At 58.1% G+C, this 19,955-nt stretch carries 18 protein-coding genes; 14 read left to right on the top strand and 4 right to left on the bottom strand.

All coding sequences use genetic code 11. The features are described from left to right. Positions 1-4 precede the first annotated feature (4 nt). Complete coding sequence (locus DBR44_RS11830; RefSeq protein WP_124644241.1) at positions 5-364, top strand: cupin domain-containing protein; 360 nt, start codon at positions 5-7, stop codon at positions 362-364. A gap of 73 nt (positions 365-437) precedes the next feature. Here DBR44_RS11830 and DBR44_RS11825 read toward each other — a convergent pair whose 3' ends face one another. Beyond that, entirely contained in the window at positions 438-722 is a 285-nt protein-coding gene (locus DBR44_RS11825) for a hypothetical protein (protein ID WP_124644240.1), read from the bottom strand. Positions 723-1,007: 285 nt separating this feature from the next. On the opposite strand from DBR44_RS11825, the gene DBR44_RS11820 reads away from it, so the two are divergent. Beyond that, on the top strand, positions 1,008-2,216 hold the full coding sequence (locus tag DBR44_RS11820; protein ID WP_124644239.1) for an amino acid aminotransferase: 1,209 nt from the start codon (positions 1,008-1,010) through the stop codon (positions 2,214-2,216). 74 nt (positions 2,217-2,290) lie between these two features. Here DBR44_RS11820 and DBR44_RS11815 read toward each other — a convergent pair whose 3' ends face one another. Genes DBR44_RS11815 through DBR44_RS19795 form a run of 3 tightly spaced genes read right to left on the bottom strand, consistent with a single transcriptional unit; the run spans position 2,291 to position 5,333 of the window. Further along, complete coding sequence (locus DBR44_RS11815) at positions 2,291-2,866, bottom strand: hypothetical protein (RefSeq protein WP_124644238.1); 576 nt, start codon at positions 2,864-2,866, stop codon at positions 2,291-2,293. Positions 2,867-2,868: 2 nt separating this feature from the next. Further along, positions 2,869-3,420: a C40 family peptidase gene (locus DBR44_RS11810; RefSeq protein ID WP_233578517.1), complete on the bottom strand. Its 552-nt coding sequence runs from the start codon at positions 3,418-3,420 to the stop codon at positions 2,869-2,871. Beyond that, entirely contained in the window at positions 3,417-5,333 is a 1,917-nt protein-coding gene (locus DBR44_RS19795; RefSeq protein WP_124644237.1) for an ATP-binding cassette domain-containing protein, read from the bottom strand. The genes DBR44_RS11810 and DBR44_RS19795 overlap by 4 nt, the downstream gene beginning before the upstream one ends. A 109-nt stretch (positions 5,334-5,442) precedes the next feature. Between DBR44_RS19795 and DBR44_RS11800 the strand changes: the two genes are divergently transcribed. The 12 genes from DBR44_RS11800 to DBR44_RS11745 all read left to right on the top strand — a co-directional run bounded on the left by DBR44_RS11800 (position 5,443) and on the right by DBR44_RS11745 (position 19,933). Then, positions 5,443-5,799 (top strand): hypothetical protein, encoded by a 357-nt coding sequence (locus DBR44_RS11800; protein ID WP_124644236.1) that lies wholly within the window; start codon positions 5,443-5,445, stop codon positions 5,797-5,799. 11 nt (positions 5,800-5,810) lie between these two features. Then, the gene (locus tag DBR44_RS11795; protein ID WP_124644235.1) at positions 5,811-6,272 is read left to right on the top strand and encodes a protein YgfX; all 462 of its coding nucleotides are present in this window, start codon (positions 5,811-5,813) and stop codon (positions 6,270-6,272) included. After that, complete coding sequence (folC, locus tag DBR44_RS11790) at positions 6,269-7,537, top strand: bifunctional tetrahydrofolate synthase/dihydrofolate synthase (RefSeq protein ID WP_124644234.1); 1,269 nt, start codon at positions 6,269-6,271, stop codon at positions 7,535-7,537. Before DBR44_RS11795 ends, folC begins: the two co-directional genes overlap by 4 nt. Before the next feature lie 7 nt (positions 7,538-7,544). Further along, positions 7,545-8,501, top strand: coding sequence for an SPOR domain-containing protein (locus DBR44_RS11785; protein ID WP_124644233.1), 957 nt, complete (start codon positions 7,545-7,547; stop codon positions 8,499-8,501). 6 nt (positions 8,502-8,507) lie between these two features. Then, positions 8,508-9,002 carry a CvpA family protein gene (locus tag DBR44_RS11780; protein ID WP_059286098.1) on the top strand — a complete coding sequence of 165 codons (495 nt, stop codon included), beginning with the start codon at positions 8,508-8,510 and terminating at the stop codon, positions 9,000-9,002. A gap of 112 nt (positions 9,003-9,114) precedes the next feature. Next, positions 9,115-10,650 (top strand): amidophosphoribosyltransferase, encoded by a 1,536-nt coding sequence (gene purF, locus DBR44_RS11775; RefSeq protein ID WP_124644232.1) that lies wholly within the window; start codon positions 9,115-9,117, stop codon positions 10,648-10,650. Positions 10,651-10,837: 187 nt separating this feature from the next. Continuing rightward, on the top strand, positions 10,838-12,022 hold the full coding sequence (locus DBR44_RS11770; RefSeq protein ID WP_124644231.1) for an O-succinylhomoserine sulfhydrylase: 1,185 nt from the start codon (positions 10,838-10,840) through the stop codon (positions 12,020-12,022). Positions 12,023-12,227: 205 nt separating this feature from the next. Continuing rightward, a complete protein-coding gene (locus tag DBR44_RS11765) occupies positions 12,228-12,869 on the top strand; it encodes a TetR/AcrR family transcriptional regulator (RefSeq protein ID WP_124644365.1) in 642 nt (213 codons plus the stop codon). Positions 12,870-12,896: 27 nt separating this feature from the next. Further along, positions 12,897-15,350 carry an acyl-CoA dehydrogenase gene (locus DBR44_RS11760; RefSeq protein WP_124644230.1) on the top strand — a complete coding sequence of 818 codons (2,454 nt, stop codon included), beginning with the start codon at positions 12,897-12,899 and terminating at the stop codon, positions 15,348-15,350. A gap of 104 nt (positions 15,351-15,454) precedes the next feature. Next, a complete protein-coding gene (locus DBR44_RS11755) occupies positions 15,455-15,835 on the top strand; it encodes an acyl-CoA thioesterase (RefSeq protein WP_124644229.1) in 381 nt (126 codons plus the stop codon). Between the two features lie 171 nt (positions 15,836-16,006). After that, positions 16,007-17,434: an OmpP1/FadL family transporter gene (locus tag DBR44_RS11750; RefSeq protein ID WP_124644228.1), complete on the top strand. Its 1,428-nt coding sequence runs from the start codon at positions 16,007-16,009 to the stop codon at positions 17,432-17,434. Positions 17,435-17,557: 123 nt separating this feature from the next. Then, positions 17,558-19,933, top strand: a complete 2,376-nt coding sequence (locus DBR44_RS11745; RefSeq protein WP_124644227.1) for a 3-hydroxyacyl-CoA dehydrogenase/enoyl-CoA hydratase family protein — start codon at positions 17,558-17,560, stop codon at positions 19,931-19,933. Positions 19,934-19,955: the final 22 nt, after the last annotated feature.

The following is a 19,955-nucleotide window of genomic DNA, read 5'->3' as shown; positions in this document are numbered from 1 at the left end:
CGCCATGGCCGCCATCACCCATTTTTCCCAAAGCGTGACGCCGGTTGCCGACCAGCCCCGCCCTGATCGTCTGTTGACGGGTAAGCCGCAACGCCTGACCTGGACCCATTATGAAACGGCCGACGAGGCTCTGAGCTGCGGCATCTGGGCATGTGAGCCAGGGGCGTGGCGCATTCGTTTTGCCGATAACAAGCACGAATTTTTCTGTGTGATCGAAGGTGTGGTGCGCCTGCACGACGAGGCGGGCGTAGTGGTGCAAGTAAGCGCAGGTGAGGCCGCAGTGATACCCGCCGGCTTTGTCGGCGTGTTCGAAGTGGTGCAAGCGGTGCGCAAATACTTTGTGGTGTGCCAGACTCCTGCATAGCTGATGGGCGTGATGCTCGGGGGTGTGGCAATGAGAAAGGGCGACCAGAGTCGCCCTTTTGCTTGGTGGCTGCTTAGTTGCGCAGCGGGTCTTCCGCATCATCCATGGGCTGGACTGGTGGCGGTGTAAAGCCGTTGATGTCGCGGGAGGATTTTTCCAGTACCAGCACGATGGCGGTATTCAGTGCGCCAAAAGCCCAACTGATCAGGAAAAATACCGAATAGGCCGATAACTTGTCGGCAAACAGGGCATTGCCATGCAGCTTGAGTTCGGCAGGGTCGAAAATCGAGAAAAACACGCTGGTGGCCAGTACGGCGATGATAAAGGACGGCCAAAACAGCAAAATACCTTTTTTCATGAGCGCTCTCCGGGATATGCGTTTGTGCTTGAGGTAGGACTGGGCAAGCTGCCACATGGTTCAGCGCTTGGCACGGATGCCTGCCTGCCCTTGCAGAATATGCCAATTGTCCTGCGAGCGAGTAACAGGATGGCAGCATGTTGTTTTGTCGGGTTTGCAGCGCAGCAAGCCGGCAGATGGTGGTAAACTTTGTGCCGGACAAAGATTTTCATCAATCAGCCGCGGCCCGCTGCATGTGCCAGCGCCCCGGTTGCGGCTGTTCTGCAAAGCAAATGGAGCCCCTGCATGACCTCTTCGATCTTCGCCGCGGTAGAACTGGCCCCGCGCGACCCGATTCTTGGCCTGAACGAAGCTTTCAACGCCGATACCCGTCCCTTCAAGGTGAATCTGGGTGTGGGTGTATACAGCGACGATAATGGCAAGATTCCGCTGCTGGCTGCCGTCAAGGCTGCGGAAAAGGCCCGTGTTGATGCCATGCTGCCGCGTGGTTATCAGCCGATCGAAGGCCCGGCCGCTTACGACAGCGCCGTGCAAAACCTGCTGTTCGGTGCGGATAGCGAGCTGATCTCTGCCGGTCGCGTGGTGACTGCTCAGGCGCTGGGTGGTACTGGTGCACTGAAAATCGGTGCCGATTTCCTCAAGCGTCTGAACCCGGAATCCAAGGTTTACATCAGCAATCCGTCGTGGGAAAACCACCGCGCGCTGTTCGAATCCGCCGGTTTCGAAGTGGAAAACTATCCTTACTACGATGCCGCCACCCGTGGTGTCGACTTTGCCGGCATGAAGTCCTTCCTGCAAAGCCTGGCGGCTGGTTCCGTGATTGTGCTGCACGCTTGCTGCCACAACCCGACCGGTGCCGATCTGTCCGATGCGCAGTGGGCTGAAGTCGTGGAAGTCTGCCGCGCCCAGGGCCTGGTTCCCTTCCTGGATATGGCGTATCAGGGCTTTGCCGATGGTATCGATGCCGATGCCGTGGCCGTACGCCTGTTCTCCGCTTCCGGTCTGCAGTTCTTCGTGTCCAGCTCTTTCTCCAAGAGCTTCTCGCTGTACGGCGAGCGTGTTGGCGCGCTGTCCATCGTGACCGCCAGCAAGGAAGAAACCAGCCGCGTGCTGTCGCAACTGAAGCGTGTGATCCGTACCAACTACTCCAACCCGCCGATCCATGGTGCCGCCATGGTGGCTGCCGTACTGTCCAGCCCGGAGCTGCGCCAGCAGTGGGAAGATGAGCTGGCTGGCATGCGTGACCGCATCCGCGCCATGCGCACCGGTCTGGTCGATGCCATCAAGGCGCAGGGCGTGGAGCAGGATTTCTCCTTCGTGGCCCAGCAGCGCGGTATGTTCTCCTACACCGGCCTGACCGCCGCACAGGTTGAAGTCCTGCGCAGCGAATTCGGCATCTATGCTGTTTCCACCGGCCGCATCTGTCTGGCCGCGCTGAACAGCAAGAACCTGCCGTATGTGGCTGAAGCCATCGCCAAGGTCGTTAAGAGCTGATTTTTCAGCCTTGATGCGAAAAACCCCGCTGCGGCGGGGTTTTTTTATTGTGAGATGTGCAGGCCCAGGTGTGTTCAGTCTGCGGGTGGTGGCGTGCGGGTCAGCCGGATGCGTAATTGGCCGGGCAATGTCTCGATGGCCTTGATGGCCAGGTGCTCCCCCAGTGGCTTGCCCAGCAGGGAGTAGTCCAGCCATGGCTGCAGGGCAGGCAGGCGCTGCAGGTCGATGTAGGCGATGTCTTGTTCCAGCGTCAGCCAGTCCAGTGGTTTGGCCAGCTGCTGCAGGGCCTTGTGGCCAAAAGCCCCTTCCAGCACACCAAGCAATAGGCCGCCCAGCAAGCGACGGGTGGCCGAGGGAGAGATGGCTTCGCCCTGAACGTGATAGCGCAAGCGGATCTGCCTGCTGTTCCAGTCTATGGGCAGGAAGTCGAAATGCAGGGTCAGCCGAGCGGCCACAGGCTGATGCGCAGTCAGATGCAGGGTGCTGTCGCGGCTGAGCAGCGACAGGCCATCAATTTGCAGGCTGTCGCCATTCAGGGCTTGCTGCAGCTTGCGCAGCAGCCAGGCCTCCTGCAGGGACACGCCATCCCGGTGCAGGCTGGGGCGGTGCTGCCAGCTGCGTTGCAGTCGACTGGCCCAGGATGTACTCATGCTCAGGCAAACAGCGTGCGTGCGCCTTCAAAGTGGGCCGCGAAGTAGCTGTTGTCCAGCCGGTCGATACGGATGGCGCTATTGGTGCGCGGGGCGTGCACGAACTTGCTGTCCCCAATGTAAATGCCCATGTGCGAGAAGGAGCGGTTCATGGTGTTGAAAAACACCAGGTCGCCCACCTGCATCTGGCTATTGCTGATGGGGCGGGCCAGGCCGGCGATCTGGGCGGCATTGTGCGGCAGGCGGACGCCTACGGCATTCTGGTAGATGTAGCTGACCATGCCGCTGCAATCCAGCCCGGCTTCCGGGTTGGCGCCGCCGAATTTATAGTCCAGATCAAGCAGGCCCAGCGTGTACATGAGAATCTCCCGGCCCGCCCCGTCCGCCTTCAGCGCGGACAGCGTCTTGTCCTGTGAGGGACGAGGGCGCACCTGGCTGGTTTTTCTGGGTGGTGTGCCGCAGGCACTCAGCCACAGTGCCAGTGAACTCAGCATGGCACCGCCGAGAAAACGTCGACGTTCGGGCGAGGGCGGGGTGGGCCGGCTTGTACTCATTTTTGTTTTGCCTCCAGTTCTTCCCAGCGCGCCAGCTTGTCCAGCAGTAGCTCATCAATGGCCTCGATGCGTTGCTGCCAGGCAATGGCGTCCTTGGGGTGGTCGCGATAGCAATTAGGGTCCAGCAATTGCTGGTTCAGGCTAGCCTGCTCGGTTTCCAGTGCGGCGATTTCGTCCGGCAAGGCCGCCAGCTCACGACCTTCATTGTAGGAAAGCTTGCTGCGAGCGGGTTTGGCTTTGTCCTGACGAGCTGGCGCGGCGCTGGCGGCAGCGGCCGGCTTGCTGCTTTCTGCCGGTTTCATCGCAACCATGCGGGCGCGGGTGTCGATCCAGTCCTGATAGCCGCCTGGATATTCTTCCAGCTGGCCTGCGCCTTCAAAGGCAATGACCTGGGTGACGACATTATCGAGGAAGGCGCGGTCGTGGCTGACCAGGAACACGGTGCCGGAGTATTGGGCGATGACATCTTCCAGGAGTTCCAGCGTATCGATATCCAGATCGTTGGTGGGTTCGTCCAGCACCAGTACATTGGCCGGACGGGTAAACAGCCGGGCCAGCAGCAGACGGTTGCGTTCTCCACCCGACAGCGAGCGTACCGGACTGCGTGCGCGTTGCGGCGAGAACAGGAAGTCTTCCAGATAGCTCATCACATGCTTTTTGACGCCGCCGATTTCCACGAAGTCGTTACCCTGGCTGATGATGTCAGCCACGCTGGTGTCTTCGTCCAGCTGCTCGCGGAACTGGTCGAAGTAGGCGATATCCAGCTTGCTACCCTGCTTGATGCTGCCGCTGTCGGCCTCCAGCTGGCCGAGGATCAGCTTGAGCAAGGTGGTCTTGCCGGCACCATTAGGGCCGATCAGGCCGATCTTGTCGCCACGCAAGATGCGGGTGGTGAAATTTTTGATCAGTGTGCGCCCTTCGAAGCCCTTGCTCACACCTTCCAGTTCGGCCACCAGCTTGCCGGAGCGTTCGCCCGGGTCCAGCTGGAAATTGACCTGGCCTACGCGTTCACGCCGGGAGCTGCGCTCACGGCGGATGGCTTCCAGTCGGCGCACCCGGCCTTCATTGCGGGTGCGGCGCGCCTCAATGCCCTTGCGAATCCACACTTCTTCCTGGGCGTGGAATTTGTCGAAGATGCGGTTCTGTTCTTCTTCGATGGCAATCTCTTCGGTCTTGCGCACCTGATAGGCGGAAAAGCTGCCCGGGTAGCTGCGCAGAATGCCGCGGTCCAGCTCGATGATGCGGGTGGCCACATTGTCCAGAAAGCGCCGGTCGTGGGTAATCAGCAATACGCTGCCGGCAAAGTTCTTGATCAGGCCTTCCAGCCATTCGATGGCCGAGACGTCCAGATGGTTGGTCGGCTCGTCCAGCAGCAGCACTTCCGGCTTGGCTGCCAGCGCGCGTGCCAGCGCCACCCGTTTTTTCCAGCCGCCGGACAGCTCGTTGATCAGGGTGTCCGGGTTCAGGTTCAGGTGGGACAGCGTGGTGGCAATCAGGGCGTCGAACTGCCAGCCGTCGCGGGCTTCCAGCTCATGCTGCAGGATTTCCATACGTGCCAGCGCAGTCTCGTGATCGGCATCGGCCAGGGTCAGCTGCTGGGTAATATGATGATATTCGCTCAGTAGTGCCTGCAGATCGCCCAGCCCTTCGGCAACCGCTTCGAACACGGTTTGTTCCGGGTTGAATTCCGGTTCCTGCGCCACATAGGCCACGCGCACGTCGCCCTTGATGTTGATGCGCCCGTCGTCCAGGGTAATGGCACCGGCAATGCCCTTGAGCAGGGACGACTTGCCCGCGCCGTTGCGGCCGATAAGGCCGACCACTTCGCCAGGCTCCAGTGCGAAATCCACATTATCCAGCAGGGCGTGGTGGCCAAAAGCCAGGCAGGCCTTTTCAACAGAAATCAATGACATTGAGGCATCTTGTAATCGGGTGACAATGGCCGCAATTGTAGCATGCGGCGTGCTGGCCCTTGCCGACTTGGGTTACAATGCGCGCCAACTCGGAATTGAAAGGATTGCCATGTATTTTGTTGACCGCTCGGTGGCTGTGATCAAGCCCAAGCAAGCGTTTCTGGACTGGCTCAATGCCGTGCCCGGCAACGATATGGTGGATTTGACCCTGGACAGCCTGCGCAGCGACTGCACGGTGATCCTGTTGCCGGAATTCAACGAGCCGGAAGAGGCGGTTGCCCATATCGACGAGCAGTACGAGCAGCTGTTCAAGGTGGAAGTCGCTTCCTGGTATGACGATGAAGACCTGTGGCCCAAGGACATGTCGCTGAAGGCGTTCTGGGAGTGGTTTGACGTGGAGATCCACTCCACCGTGCTGGATACTGTCGACGCCGACATCAGCAATACGCCGACCAGCGAGCTGTAAGCGCGCCGGCCATGCGCGCGCGCCAGTTGCTGCCACCCTTTGCCCTGAGCCTCCGCCCGTCGCGCTACTGGCTGGGGCTGTTGTCCGGCTTGTGGCTGCTGTCTGCCCTGGCCGTGTTGATCTATGTGGATGACTTGTGGTGGCTGCTGCCCTTGCAGGGTGTGCTTGGCTCGCTGGCCTTGCGCGCCAATGGCTGGTGGCGGCGCAATCCATTGCAAGGTATCGCAGTGGATAGCCTGGGCCGGATGCACTGGCACTATGCCGAGCGCTCGCTTGTGGTATTACCCGGGGACGACTGTTTCATCTCGCCGTTTCTCATTATTGTCAATGTGATGGCCGCAGGCCGTCGTCACAGTTGCCTGTTGTTGCCGGATAGTGCTGAAGCCCAAGCATTGCGGCAGTTTCGGGTTTATCTGCTGTGGTTTCATGCAGGCGTGGAGACTGACCCGTCTGCTGTCGTAGAGCATCCATGACGCAAAAAACAACTCTGAACGAATGGCTGAACTGGCTCGAGGGCCTGCATGCCAGCACTATCGACATGGGGCTGGACCGGGTGCGCCAGGTCTGGGATGCCATGCAGCTCAAGCCGGCCTTTCCGGTCATCATGGTGGCAGGTACCAATGGCAAGGGTTCGGTCTGTGCCATGCTCTCCACCATGTACCAGCGTGCCGGTTTCAAGGTGGGTTGCTACACCTCGCCGCACATCCATCGCTACAACGAGCGCGTGGCCATCGACCTGCAGCCGGTCAGCGATGCGCGCATCATGCAGAGCTTTGCTGCCATCGATGCTGCCCGTGGTGACACCTCGCTGACCTATTTCGAATTCGGCACGCTGGGCGCCATGCACAGCTTTATCGAAGAAAAGGTCGATGTGGCCATCATGGAGGTCGGTCTGGGCGGGCGTCTGGATGCGGTCAATATCTTTGAACCGGATGTGTCGGTGGTGGTCAGTGTGGATATTGATCACGCGGCCATTCTGGGTGACAACCGCGAAGACATCGGCTTCGAAAAAGCGGGTATTTATCGCCCGGGCAAGCCGGCCATCTGTGCCGATCCAACGCCGCCGCAGCGCTTGCTGGCGCATGCCGCCGCCATTGGGGCTGATCTCAAGCTGCTAGGCCGCGATTACAGCTATCACCGCATGGAAAACCAGTGGTCTTTCCAGATGGGTGCGGCGCGGCGACATGCTTTGCCGATGCCTGCCTTGCGTGGTGGCTATCAGTTGGGCAATGCCGCAGCGGCACTGGCGGTGCTGGATTGTCTGCATGAGCGCCTGCCGGTGGGCATCGGCGCGCTGAAGCAGGGTTTGGTCGAGGTGGACTGGCCGGGGCGTTTCCAGGTATTGCCGGGCCGTCCGCTGGTGGTGCTGGATGTGGGCCATAATCCGCATGCGGTCAAGGCCATGGTGGCCAGCTTGCGCCAGTTGCCGTTTGCGGAAAACCGCTATGCGGTGTTTTCCATGCTGGCCGACAAGGATCTGTCTGCTGTGGCAGAACTGGCACGTGGCGAATTCGATGGCTGGTTTGTGGCCGGACTGGATATGCCGCGCGGGCAGAGCGGGGCGGATATTGCCACACGCCTGCAGGCATTGGGTATTGGCAAGGTACAGGCTTTCGTCGATGTGGCCTCTGCCTGGCAAGCTGCCTTATCGGCAGCGGGCGAGAATGATAGAATTACCGTTTTCGGCTCTTTCCACACCGTGGCCGAGGTGATGGAAGCCCGTCAGCAACGAATTTGAGGATTGCATGGCTCTGTCTGCTCACGATGAACTGATTCTGTTGCGCAAGCGCGCCAGGCGTCGCCTGGTGGGGGCGGTTGTGCTGGTCACGGTTTCCACCGGTGTTCTGTGGAATGTCGTTGGCCACCTGCCCGAGCAGCAAATGCGCCCTGAGTCGGTGGAGATCGCCAGCGAGGCCTCCGGCACGCCGGCGGATGCAGCCCTGCCGCCTGCAGAGACGGTAGCGGGTGCCAGCTCCGCTCCGCTTGCCAGCAAGGTGCAAGCCTCGGCCGCGCATCTGGCGGCAGCCTCTGCCCCGGCGGCCAAGCCTGCGGGTACGCAGTTGCCGGCCGACCTGGCTTCGGTGGAGCCGGACCGGCCGGCTGCAACGGCCAGCCATGCCGCACCGGCAGTTGCAGCGGTGGCTGCCGTCGGTGCAGTCGCTGCGGTGCAGGCCAGCAAGCCCAAGCCCGTCGCGGCAGCCAGCCAGCCAGCGGTGCATGAGCCGGTGAAGAAGAAAGCAGCCAGCAAACCGGCGGAAGCCAAGCCGGTGGTGGCGCACACGGAAAGCAAACCGCCCAAGACTGACACTAAACAGGCCAGCAAGCCGGAGCAGCCCAAACACAAGCAGGCTGATCCTGCGGCCATTCTGGCTGGGCATTTCGACGAAGAGCCGGCTGCCAAGGCCAGTCCGCCCAAGAGTAGTCCGACAAAGAAAAGTGAGTCCAAGCCGGAAAAAGTGGATAATGTCGCCAGCGGCAAGTCGAGCATTCAGTTGGCAGCCCTGTCCGACCCGGCCAAGGCCGATGCACTCAAGAGCAAGCTGGCCGGCTTGGGTATAGCAGCCCACTTCAGCAAGGTCGAAACCAGCAAGGGTGAAGTGACCCGGGTGCGAGTGGGGCCGTTTGCCTCGCGTGCCGAGGCCGAAGCGGCCTTGCACAAGCTGTCGCAGGCTGGCGTGTCCGGCATCATTGTCAACAAGTAAGCGCCGATGACAGTCTTCGACTACATTGTGATAGCCATCGTGCTGGGTTCGGTGCTGGTGGCGCTGGTGCGTGGCTTGGTGGCCGAAGTGCTGTCGCTGGGTTCCTGGTTGCTGGCCTTCTGGTGTGCCAAGGAGTTGTCGCCCTTGCTGGCAACCTTCATGCCGAATGAGCTGCCCAGCCAGGGCTTGCGCCTGGTGGCCTCGTTTGTGCTGCTGTTTTTCCTGTCGTGGCTGGCCACGGCTTTATTGCGTATCACCCTGACCAGTTTGCTGGATTCGACCGGGCTGGGTGGTCTGAACCGATTGATGGGTGCGGTGTTCGGTCTGGCTCGCGGGCTGGTGCTGGTCACGGTGCTGGTGCTGGTGGGCGGTCTGAGTGATCTGCCGCGCCAGCCTATGTGGAGGAATGCGGTATTGGCCGCTCCATTTGAATCATTGGCCTTGTCATTAAGGCCCTGGCTGCCGGCGATGCTGGCAGACAACCTGCATTACACGGGATAGTGTGATGAAACAGGCGGAATATCTTGATATCTTCACTTCAAGATTTCCGCCTTTTTCTTTGGCTGTATGTTTTGTTTGAAAATCCAGGTAGTTGGGAAGAGAGAGTAGAGCAATGTGTGGAATCCTAGGCGTGGTAGGGCAGTCTCCCGTCAACCAGTTGTTGTATGACGGACTGCAAGTGCTGCAGCACCGTGGACAGGATGCGGCGGGTATTGTCACTTCCAGTGGCAAGACCTTTCACATGCACAAGGGCAGCGGCATGGTGCGCGATGTGTTCCGCACCCGCAATATGCGTTCGCTGATGGGCAATGCCGGTATCGCCCATGTGCGTTACCCCACGGCAGGTTCTGCTTCCAGTCTGGCGGAAGCCCAGCCTTTCTATGTCAACTCGCCGTTTGGCATCGTGCTGGCGCACAACGGCAATCTGACCAATACCGAAGAGTTGAAGGCGGACATGTTCCGTCACGACCTGCGTCATATCAACACCAACTCCGACTCTGAAGTCCTGCTCAACGTGTTTGCCCATGAATTGGCCGAACGTGTAGTAGGTTTCGAACTGAGCGTGGATGCCATTTTTGGCGCGGTTGAGGCCGTGCATCGCCGTGTGCGTGGTGCCTATGCCGTGGTGGCCCTGATTGCAGGTTACGGCCTGGTGGCCTTCCGTGACCCCAATGGGATCCGCCCGCTGGTGATCGGCAGCACTCATGTGACGGGCAAAGCCGAATACATGTTTGCGTCGGAATCGGTGGCGCTGGATTGCTCCGGTTTCAGCATCTTGCGCGATGTTGAGCCGGGCGAAGGGGTGTTCGTCAGCTTCGATGGTGACTTCCATGCCCGCCCGTGTGCCAAGGAAGTGCGTCATGCACCCTGCTTGTTTGAGTATGTTTACTTTGCCCGGCCGGATTCGGTGATCGACGGTGCCTCGGTTTATCAGGCTCGTATCGTGATGGGTGAAAAGCTGGGTGAGAAAATCCGCCAGGTGCTGCCGCAGCTGGATATCGACGTGGTGATGCCGATTCCGGATACCAGCCGTCCGAGTGCGCTGGCGCTGGCCAATAGCCTGGGTCTGCCGTATCGCGAAGGTTTCATCAAGAACCGCTACATCGGCCGCACCTTCATCATGCCGGGCCAGGCAGTACGCAAAAAATCGGTACGTCAGAAGCTCAATCCGGTGGCTTGCGAATTCAAGGATCGCAATGTGCTGCTGGTGGATGACTCCATCGTGCGCGGCACCACTTCCAAGGAAATCGTACAGATGGCGCGCGATGCGGGTGCCCGCAAGGTGTACTTCGCCTCAGCCGCTCCGGCGGTGCGTTTCCCCAATGTCTATGGTATCGACATGCCGACCCGTGCCGAATTGCTGGCAACCGGGCGTACCGAGCAGGAGATTGCCGAAGAAATCGGTGCCGATGCCGTGATCTATCAGGATCTGGCTGCCCTGCAGGAGGCGGTACACTCGGTCAATCCCAAGCTGCACGAGTTTGAAACTTCCTGCTTCGACGGCCAGTACATTACCGGCGACATTACCGCAGCCTATCTGGATGCGATCGAATGCGCCCGTGGCGATAGCGGCAAGAAAGAGGAAAATCCGGTCAGCACCCAGATGATCGACTTGAACCTGAATGTGGCTGAACAAAACCTGATGTAAGTCAGGGCTTGCAAAAAACCGGCTGCGGCCGGTTTTTTCTTTGTAGCTGCCGCACATAGCGCTGGTAGCTGACATCCATATGCCGCAATTTCATTTAAATAATGCCGGGCGATCAGGCAATATAGGCAGCACAAGGCGGTGGCCGGTCATGGTGACCTGCAGCCGATAACAAGACCCGAGAATCATCATGTCAGTTGAAAATACCCCGGAGCAATACCACGCTGAGACGCTGGCGATCCGTGGTGGTCGTGAAAGCAGCGACTATCGCGAACATAGCCAGGCGCTGCATCTTACTTCCAGCTTTTGCTACGAATCTGCCGAACAGGCTGCTGCCATGTTCATGGGCGAGATCGAAGGCTATACCTATTCCCGCTTCACCAATCCCACGGTGAATGCATTTCAGCAGCGCCTGGCGCTGATGGAAGGTGGCGAGCGCGCCATTGCCACAGCCACCGGCATGGCGGCCATCCAGGCCATCATGATGAGCCTGCTGAAAGCAGGCGATCATATTGTTTCCTCGCAAAGCCTGTTTGGCTCGACCACCAATCTTTTTGCCGGTTTGCTGGCGAAGTTTGGCGTGGAAACCACCTTTGTCGATGCGACTGATTTGTCGGCTTGGGAGGCTGCAGCCAAGCCTAACAGCAAGCTGTTCTTTCTTGAGACACCGTCTAATCCCCTGACCGAGATTGCCGATATCGCTGCGGTGGCGGCCATTGCCCACCGGCATGATGCCTTGCTGGTGGTGGATAACAGTTTCTGTTCGCCGGCGCTGCAGCAGCCGCTCAAATTGGGCGCTGATCTGGTGATGCACTCGGCTACCAAGTATCTGGATGGCCATGGTCGGGTCATGGGTGGTGCCGTGGTGGGCAGCCATGCTCTGGTCGAGCAGGTTTATCTGCATGTGCGTACCGCAGGCCCCACCCTGGCGCCGTTCAATGCCTGGGTGCTGCTATCCGGCCTGGAAACGCTGTCGCTCCGTATGGAAAAGCACAGCGCCAATGCACTGCAACTGGCCCAGTGGCTGGAAGCGCACCCGGCGGTGGAGCGTGTCTACTATCCGGGACTGGCCAGTCATCCCCAGCACGCGCTGGCTGCGCGTCAGCAGCAGGGCGGTGGGGCGGTGGTGTCTTTCGTGGTAAAAGGAGGGCGTGCCGGTGCATGGAAGCTGGTGGACGGTGTGCAGCTGATCTCGCGTACTGCCAACCTGGGCGATGTAAAGAGTACAATTACCCACCCGGCATCGACCACCCATGCGCGCGTCGCCCCGGAAGTCAGGCTGAAGGCTGGCATCGAAGAGGGCTTGATCCGCGTTGCGGTGGGGCTGGAGAACGTTGCCGACCTGCAGGCCGATCTGGCACGTGGGCTTGACTAAACATTAAACCCTGCGTTTCATTCAAACGAACGGCAGTCTAAACTTAGACTGCCGTTTTCGCGATGGTAGCGAGGAAATCCGCAGTAGCAGCGCGGATGATTTTCTTGACACTGATCAAATTAAAACGTAAGTTTGAAACGCTTGTTCGAAAGCTGAGATGGACAAGACCAAATACCCTGCAAGTACAAAAAAGGCACAAGAGAACATGGAAGCCAGCCGCCCGGATACGGCAACGCGAATCCTTGACGTTTCCGAGCGTCTGTTCGTGGAGCACGGTTTCGAGGCTACCTCGCTTCGCATGATTACTCAGCAGGCCGAAGTCAACCTGGCCGCAGTGAATTATCACTTCGGCTCAAAGGATGCGCTGTTCGAATCCGTGTTCATGCGCAGGCTGGCGCCCTTGATAGCGTCCTGCCTGGCGGAGCTGGATGAGCTGGAGACAAGAGAAGAGAAGCTGTCGGTGGAGAGCCTGGTTACGACGTTCATTCGTCCGTGTCTGGCGCTGTCCAAGGACCCTGCGAGGGGCGGGGCCCTGTTTGTCAGACTTCTGTCGCGTACGCTGGTGGAAAACCACCGTCTGCTGCGCGAAACCATCTCCCAGCAATACAGTGTGTTCGTGCAACGCTACTCGCGCGCCTTTCATCATGCGCTGCCCGAGCTTGGTGTTGAGGAGTTGGCCTGGCGGATGCATTTTGCGTTCAGTGTCATGTTCAACGCCTTTGCCGGAAACGATGTGCTGAAGATATTCACGCGCAGCCAGATCGTTTCCGCGAGGGACCCTGACATGATCGTGAAATATCTTGTGCCGTTTGTGGTTGCCGGGTTGGTCTCGCCTGTCGAAGGTTAAGCAGGGTCAACACGAGGGTAAATCACAATGTTTGCTGCTGTTCTTCTCATCGCACTGATTGGTGCCTTGGCGTATTACCGCGCGCCGGTGCTGGCGTGGACTGTCGTGCTGGCGGCCTGGCTCGCTACGCTGCAATTTGCGTTTGGCTGCCCGGTCTCCGTCGCCGTCTGGAGTGTTGCCGCCATCGTGGCGGCTGTATTGAATATCGTCCCTTTGCGCCGTGCCGTGTTCACCGGCCCGGTGTTTGGCATTTTCAAGAAAATCACTCCGGCGATGTCCCAAACCGAGCAAGAGGCGATCAATGCCGGCACGGTGTGGTGGGATCGGGATCTGTTTTCCGGCAAGCCGGATTATCAGCGCCTGCTGTCCTTTCCTGATGCCAAGCTGAATGCAGAAGAGCAGGCCTTTCTGGATGGCCCGACCGAGCAGCTCTGCTCGATGATTGATGACTGGAAAATCACCCATGAGCTGAAGGATCTGCCGCCGGAAGTGTGGCAGTTCATCAAGGACAATGGCTTCCTGGGGATGATCGTCAAAAAGAAATATGGCGGTCTGGAGTTTTCCAACTATGCCCATGCCAAGGTGGTGACCAAGATTGCCACGCGTGGTGGTACGGCAGCGGTATCGGTGATGGTGCCCAATTCGCTCGGACCGGGTGAGCTGCTGCAGCATTACGGCACCGAAGCGCAAAAAGACTACTACCTGCCGCGTCTGGCCAAGGGTGTTGAGGTGCCTTGCTTTGCCCTGACCAGCCCCTACGCGGGTTCCGATGCCGGCAGCATTCCTGACTACGGCATTGTCTGTCGTGGTAGCTATACCGATCCGCGTACCGGTGAGCATCATGAAAATGTGCTGGGCCTGCGTGTCAGCTGGGAGAAGCGCTGGATTACCCTGGCGCCGGTTGCCACCATTCTGGGTCTGGCATTCAAGATGTACGACCCGGATCACTTGCTGGGTGACAAGGAAGAAATCGGCATCACCTGCGCGCTGGTGCCGACCGAACATGAAGGTGTATGCATTGGTCGTCGTCACTTCCCTGGCGGTGCGGCTTTCATGAATGGTCCGACCTGGGGCAAGGATGTGTTCATTCCGCTGGAGTGGATCATCGGTGGTCGCGAGTTTGCCGGCCAGGGCTGGCGCATGCTGGTGGAGTGCTTGTCGGTTGGTCGCTGCATTTCCCTGCCGGCCATGTCGGTGGCTTGCGGTAAGGTCACTACCTTCACGACCGGTGCTTATGCCCGCATCCGCGATCAGTTTGGTCTGCCCATTGGCAAGTTCGAAGGGGTGGATGAAGCCATGGCACGTATTGGTGGCTATACCTACCAGATGGAAGCCTCGCAAGATCTGGCACTGACCGGGCTGGATATGGGTGAAAAACCGTCTGTGCTGTCGGCGGTGCTCAAGTATCACAATACCGAGCGCATGCGCAAAACCATCAATGACGCGATGGACATTCATGGCGGCAAGGCTGTGGTGCTCGGTCCGCGCAATTATCTGGCGCGCGCCTATCAGTCCATCCCCATCGGCATTACGGTGGAAGGCGCCAATATCCTGACTCGTTCCATGATTATTTACGGGCAGGGTGCCATTCGTTGCCATCCTTTTGTGTTGCGCGAGATGAAGGCGGCGATGGCCAATGATGGTGCCGAGTTTGATCGCGCCATTACCGGTCATATCAATTTTGTTATCAGCAATATCTTCCGCTCCTTGTGGCTGGGGCTGACTGGTGCGCGCTTTGCCGGCTCGCCGCGTGCGGGTGAGACTGCGACGTACTATAAGCAGATCACGCGTTTCTCCTGTGCTTTTGCCTTGTTGTCTGACATGGCCATGTTCAGTCTGGGTGGCTCGCTGAAGTTCCGCGAAAAGCTGTCGGCCCGTCTGGGTGATATGTTGTCCAATCTGTATATCGCTACTGCCTGCCTCAAGCGTTTCGAGCGCGAAGGCGCGCAGAAGGAAGATCTGGCCGTGCTGCGCTGGGCGGTTGAGAATGCACTGTTTGATTTGCAGACTGCCATGGATGGCTTCCTTGCCAACTTGCCAAGTCGTGGTCTGGCCGTGGTGTTGCGCAAGATCATCTTCCCGTGGGGGCTGACACTGAAGCCGGCATCCGACCGTATCGGTACCAAGGTGGCGCGCGCCATGATGGAGCTGGGTGGTATGCGTGAGCGACTGACGCGCGGTATGTATGTGCCGCCTTCCGAAGAGGATGCGGTTGGCGTGCTGCAACATGCGCTGACGGCCATTCTGGCCACTGAGCCGGTTGAGCAGAAGCTGCGCAAGCTGGCACGCGATGGCAAGTTCCAGACAATTACCGCCAAGGAAAGACTGGAAGAGGCCTTGCGTGCAGGTCTGGTGACACAAGCCGAATTCGATGCGGTAGCGCGTGCGCGCAAGCTGAAGCGTGATGTCATCATGGTGGATGATTTCGACATGGCGCTTGAGCGTCATGATGAAGCGCTGCTGCAGCGACACATTTTCTGAATCAATTTTCTACACTGAATGAAGTGCCGGATGGAGCCATCCGGCCGTTCAGTCAAGAAGCTGCCTGGCGGCTTCTTTGCTGAGCGATCACCAGGAGCGCCACGATGGATTGCAATGCACAGCGTTTTCCCACTTTACGGGTACGTGCTCTACCGACCGCCACCAATGCTTATGGCAAGGTGCAGGCCGGTTGGTTGATGGGGCAGATCGATATGGCCGGCAGTCTGGATGCTGAGCGTCTGGCGCGTGGTCCGGTGGCGACGGTGGCAGTGAATGCTTTCCAGTTTACCCACCCCATTTTATTGGGAGACGTGGTCAATCTATACGTGGAAAGGCTGCGCGTGGGGCAGAAGTCCGTCACGCTGAAGATAGCAGTGGAGGCAGAAAGGCTGGATGGTGAGCTGGTGTTTGTGACTGAGGTCATTGCAACATTTGTGGCCGTGGATATGGATGGTAGATCGCGTAATTTGGCTGAAGTTTGCTGATTTTGTGCGCTGTTGTTGTCTTGATGCGAATTGAAACGGACGTTTGGAACAAACGCTCTTATTTTAGTGGACATGCTCTAATTCTCTGGTAGTATCCAAAATGATCCGTAGCAATACGGACATAAAAAGCGACTAGGACTACATACAGATATATTCGCAGAGAGGGATAACATGAAACTCAAGCACCTCAGCCAATCCGTGATGCTCATGGGAGTTGCCGTCGGGGCGTTCTCTTCCACAGCACTGGCTTCCGGTTACCACTTCGGCTCACAAAGCGTTTCCGCGCAAGGGACGGCATTTGCCAACGGCGCAGAAGCTGCCGATGCATCGACCATCTTCTACAACCCAGCTGGCATGTCGCGTCTGACTGGCACCAATTTCTCCGGTGGTCTGACGCTGGTAGTGCCGGATTCGGAATACACCGACAAGGGCTCCAAGAATGTAAATGGCACTGCTATCAGCGGTGGGAATGGTGGTAATTTCGCTCCTGATTATGTTGTCGCACCATCGTTCTACGCCACGCATCAGCTGAATGATAAGTGGACGGTTGGCTTGGGTATTTTCGTGCCGTTCGGTGCGCAGCTGGATTATGGCAATACCTGGGCAGGTCGTTATGCGCTGGAAAGCATCAAGCTGGAAACGCTGAACTTTAATCCTTCCGTTTCTTTCAAGCTTGATGAGCATCATTCCTTTGGTGCCGGCATTTCTGCTCAGTACATGAAAGCTACCTTGAGCAAGGCTGTGGATGTTGCTGGTGGTTTTAGTTCGCTACCGGCTGCACAGCAGTCGGCGATTATCAGCCAGATTATTACAGCTGGGGGCAACCCGGCTAAGCTCGGCAGCGTACAGCCAGGTCAAGCGTCTTTGGATGCGGATGGCTGGGGTTACGGTATGAACTTGGGCTACATGTTCCAGTTGAACGAAAACACTCGATTTGGCCTTGCATATCGTTCAAATATTCATCACAAACTTGATGGAAATGCGAACTGGAATTTCAATAATGTAAGTACCGATCCGGTAATTAATGCCACCATTCAGGGTTTGGCCAAAAAGCTTGGTCATGTTTCTTCTGGTGGTTCAGTTACTGTGGATACCCCGGAATCGATTTCAGCCAACGCTTTCCACAAACTGAATGACAAAGTTGATTTGATGGCCGACCTGACCTGGACGCGTCATTCGCGCATGGACAGCATCGATATCAAGTTCAGCCAACCGGGTGAGGGCGATCTGGTCATCAAACAGGGATGGCGCGATACCTATAAATTGTCCTTGGGTGGAAATTATCACTACAGTGATGCGCTGACCTTGCGTACGGGTGTCGCATATGATCAATCGCCAGTTAAAAATGACGATTTGCGCCACCCGGCACTGCCGGATAGTGACCGCTACTGGTTGTCTTTCGGTGCCAATTACAAGCTGAGCAAGCAGTCATCGGTTGACTTTGCATACTCCTACGTATTCTTCAAGAATGCCAATATCAACTACAAAGATGGTTGCAACCCGAATAGCACCACCTGCACGGGTAATGGTGAAAGCACGGTCGGTAGCTACAAGACCAATCTGCAATTCCTTGGTCTGCAGTACAACTACAGCTTCTAAACAGACAGTAATGGTTTAGGGGCGTGGCAGGTTCATGGCGGTGCAAGCCGCCATGAACCGAAAGCAAGGCAGGCATGAGGGGCCTGCCCCATGATTGATGAGTTTCAACATAACGAGGAAACCATGTCTCAAACCAAGTTCAACGTACGCAAAGTGGCGGTGCTGGGTGCTGGCGTGATGGGCGCGCAGATTGCCGCTCATCTGGTCAATGCCAAGGTGCCGACCATTCTGTTCGACCTGCCGGCCAAAGAAGGTAATAAAAACGGCATCGTGCTCAAGGCACTGGAAGGCCTGAAAAAGCTCAAGCCGTCACCGCTATCCAATAAGGATGCTGTTGGCTATATCGAGCCGGCCAATTACGAAGATCATCTGCATCTGCTGAAAGATTGCGATATCGTCATCGAAGCCATTGCCGAGCGCATGGACTGGAAGGCGGATCTGTATCACAAAGTGGCGCCTCATCTGGGCGAACACACCATCTTCGCTACCAACACCTCCGGCCTGTCGATCAACAAGCTGGCCGAGAGCTGCCCTGATGCGGTGCGCCCGCGTTTTTGCGGCGTGCACTTCTTCAACCCGCCGCGTTACATGCATCTGGTCGAGATCATCCCGTGCGTAACGTCGGATGCGGGCATTCTGGATAATCTGGAGCGTTTCCTGGTCACCACCCTGGGTAAGGGCGTGGTCCGTGCCAAGGATACCCCGAACTTTGTGGCAAACCGCATTGGTGTGTTCTCCATGCTGGCGACCATTGCCAATGCCGAAAAATTTGGCATCCGCTTTGATATTGTCGACGATCTGACCGGCCCGCGCCTCGGTCGTCCCAAGTCAGCCACCTTCCGTACGGCTGACGTAGTCGGCCTGGATACCTTCTCGCATGTGGTGAAAACCATGGATGACACCCTGCCGGGTGATCCGTGGCATGGCCTGTTCAAATCGCCGGAATGGCTGCAGAAGCTGATTGCCGCCGGTGCGCTGGGTGCCAAGACCAAGGTTGGTATCTACAAGAAAGACGGCAAAAAGATGTTCGTCTTCGATGCTGCCAGTGGTGACTATGTTGCTGGCGGTCAGAAGGGTGACGACGCAGTCAAAGACATCCTGAAGATTGCCGACCCGGCGGAAAAATTCAAGCAGCTGCGCGCCAGCACGCACCCGCAGGCACAGTTCCTGTGGGCCTGCTTCCGCGATGTATTCCATTATATTTCCTACCATCTGGCCGATATCGCCAACTGTGCCCGTGATGTGGATTTTGCCATTCGCTGGGGTTTCGGCTGGTCGGCTGGTCCCTTCGAAACCTGGCAATCTGCCGGCTGGCAGCAGGTAGCGCAGTGGATCGACGAGGACGTCAAGGCGGGTAAGGCGCTGAGCACGGCCGAGCTGCCGGGCTGGGCACTGCAGGCTGATCGGGCTGGCGTGCACTTTGCCGCTGGTTCTTACAATGCGGCTGAGCAAAATCTGGTAGGCCGCTCGACACTGGATGTGTATCAGCGCCAGCTGGCGCCGGCCCGTGTACTGGGTGAAGCTGCTGCCCCGCTGGGTGAAACCGTATTTGAAAATGATGGCGTTCGCGCCTTTACCACGGGTGACGATATCCTGGTGGTGTCGTTCAAGTCCAAGGCGCACGCTATCGGTCCGGATGTGATTGATGGGCTGAACAAGTCGCTGGATATTGCCGAAGACCGTTTCAAGGGCCTGGTGATTTGGCAGACCGAAGAGCCGTTCTCGGTTGGTGCCGACCTGCAATCTATGCTGCCGGCCTTCATGACGGGAGACTGGGCAGCCATCGACACCACGGTGCGTCGTTTCCAGGATACCTCGATGCGCCTGCGCTATAGCCAGGTGCCGACTGTAGCCGCAACGCAAGGTTATGTATTCGGTGGTGGCTGCGAGTTTGCCATGCACTGCGACAAGACCGTGGCAGCGCTTGAGTCTTATGTTGGTCTGGTAGAAGTGGGTGTTGGCCTGCTGCCAGGTGGTGGTGGTTGCAAGGAGTTCGCTCTGCGCGCGGCGCAGGAAGCCAAGGGTGACGTGCTGGCTGCCCTGAAGGATTACTTCATGGCGATTGCCACGGCCAAAGTGGCGACCAGTGGTCAGGAAGCCCAGGAAATCGGCTTCTTCCGCAAGGGTGATCCGGTGGTATTCAATGCCTACGAGCTGCTGTATGTCGCCAAACAGCAAGCGCTGGCCATGGCCGAGTCTGGCTATCGTCCGCCGCTGAAGGTGAAGGGATTCCCGGTAGCGGGTCGTTCCGGCGCGGCTTCGATCAAGGGTTCTCTGGTGAATATGCTGGAAGGCCATTTTATCTCCCAGCATGATTTCTTCATTGCTTCGCAAATCGCCGATGTCATGACCGGCGGTGATGTTGAGGCCGGTACGCTGGTCAACGAGCAGTGGATTCTGGATCTGGAACGCAAGGCCTTCATGACCTTGCTGCAAAACGCCAAGACCCAGGATCGCATTGCCAATATGCTGACCACCGGCAAACCGCTGCGCAACTAAACGAAACAATGCATCAGTCCGA

The organism is Aquitalea sp. FJL05, from assembly GCF_003852595.1.
In the GTDB taxonomy this organism is placed as follows: domain Bacteria; phylum Pseudomonadota; class Gammaproteobacteria; order Burkholderiales; family Chromobacteriaceae; genus Aquitalea; species Aquitalea aquatilis.
The sequence above is the reverse complement of the archived record's forward strand: the minus strand, read 5'-3'. Positions and strand labels throughout refer to the sequence as shown.

Bases quoted from the DNA above. Each gene is read 5' to 3' on its own strand.
- DBR44_RS11830 (WP_124644241.1), top strand. From the start codon at position 5: ATGGCCGCCATCACCCATTTTTCCCAAAGCGTGACGCCGGTTGCCGAC.
- DBR44_RS11825 (WP_124644240.1), bottom strand. From the start codon at position 722: ATGAAAAAAGGTATTTTGCTGTTTTGGCCGTCCTTTATCATCGCCGTA.
- DBR44_RS11820 (WP_124644239.1), top strand. From the start codon at position 1,008: ATGACCTCTTCGATCTTCGCCGCGGTAGAACTGGCCCCGCGCGACCCG.
- DBR44_RS11815 (WP_124644238.1), bottom strand. From the start codon at position 2,866: ATGAGTACATCCTGGGCCAGTCGACTGCAACGCAGCTGGCAGCACCGC.
- DBR44_RS11810 (WP_233578517.1), bottom strand. From the start codon at position 3,420: ATGAGTACAAGCCGGCCCACCCCGCCCTCGCCCGAACGTCGACGTTTT.
- DBR44_RS19795 (WP_124644237.1), bottom strand. From the start codon at position 5,333: ATGTCATTGATTTCTGTTGAAAAGGCCTGCCTGGCTTTTGGCCACCAC.
- DBR44_RS11800 (WP_124644236.1), top strand. From the start codon at position 5,443: ATGTATTTTGTTGACCGCTCGGTGGCTGTGATCAAGCCCAAGCAAGCG.
- DBR44_RS11795 (WP_124644235.1), top strand. From the start codon at position 5,811: ATGCGCGCGCGCCAGTTGCTGCCACCCTTTGCCCTGAGCCTCCGCCCG.
- folC (WP_124644234.1), top strand. From the start codon at position 6,269: ATGACGCAAAAAACAACTCTGAACGAATGGCTGAACTGGCTCGAGGGC.
- DBR44_RS11785 (WP_124644233.1), top strand. From the start codon at position 7,545: ATGGCTCTGTCTGCTCACGATGAACTGATTCTGTTGCGCAAGCGCGCC.
- DBR44_RS11780 (WP_059286098.1), top strand. From the start codon at position 8,508: ATGACAGTCTTCGACTACATTGTGATAGCCATCGTGCTGGGTTCGGTG.
- purF (WP_124644232.1), top strand. From the start codon at position 9,115: ATGTGTGGAATCCTAGGCGTGGTAGGGCAGTCTCCCGTCAACCAGTTG.
- DBR44_RS11770 (WP_124644231.1), top strand. From the start codon at position 10,838: ATGTCAGTTGAAAATACCCCGGAGCAATACCACGCTGAGACGCTGGCG.
- DBR44_RS11765 (WP_124644365.1), top strand. From the start codon at position 12,228: ATGGAAGCCAGCCGCCCGGATACGGCAACGCGAATCCTTGACGTTTCC.
- DBR44_RS11760 (WP_124644230.1), top strand. From the start codon at position 12,897: ATGTTTGCTGCTGTTCTTCTCATCGCACTGATTGGTGCCTTGGCGTAT.
- DBR44_RS11755 (WP_124644229.1), top strand. From the start codon at position 15,455: ATGGATTGCAATGCACAGCGTTTTCCCACTTTACGGGTACGTGCTCTA.
- DBR44_RS11750 (WP_124644228.1), top strand. From the start codon at position 16,007: ATGAAACTCAAGCACCTCAGCCAATCCGTGATGCTCATGGGAGTTGCC.
- DBR44_RS11745 (WP_124644227.1), top strand. From the start codon at position 17,558: ATGTCTCAAACCAAGTTCAACGTACGCAAAGTGGCGGTGCTGGGTGCT.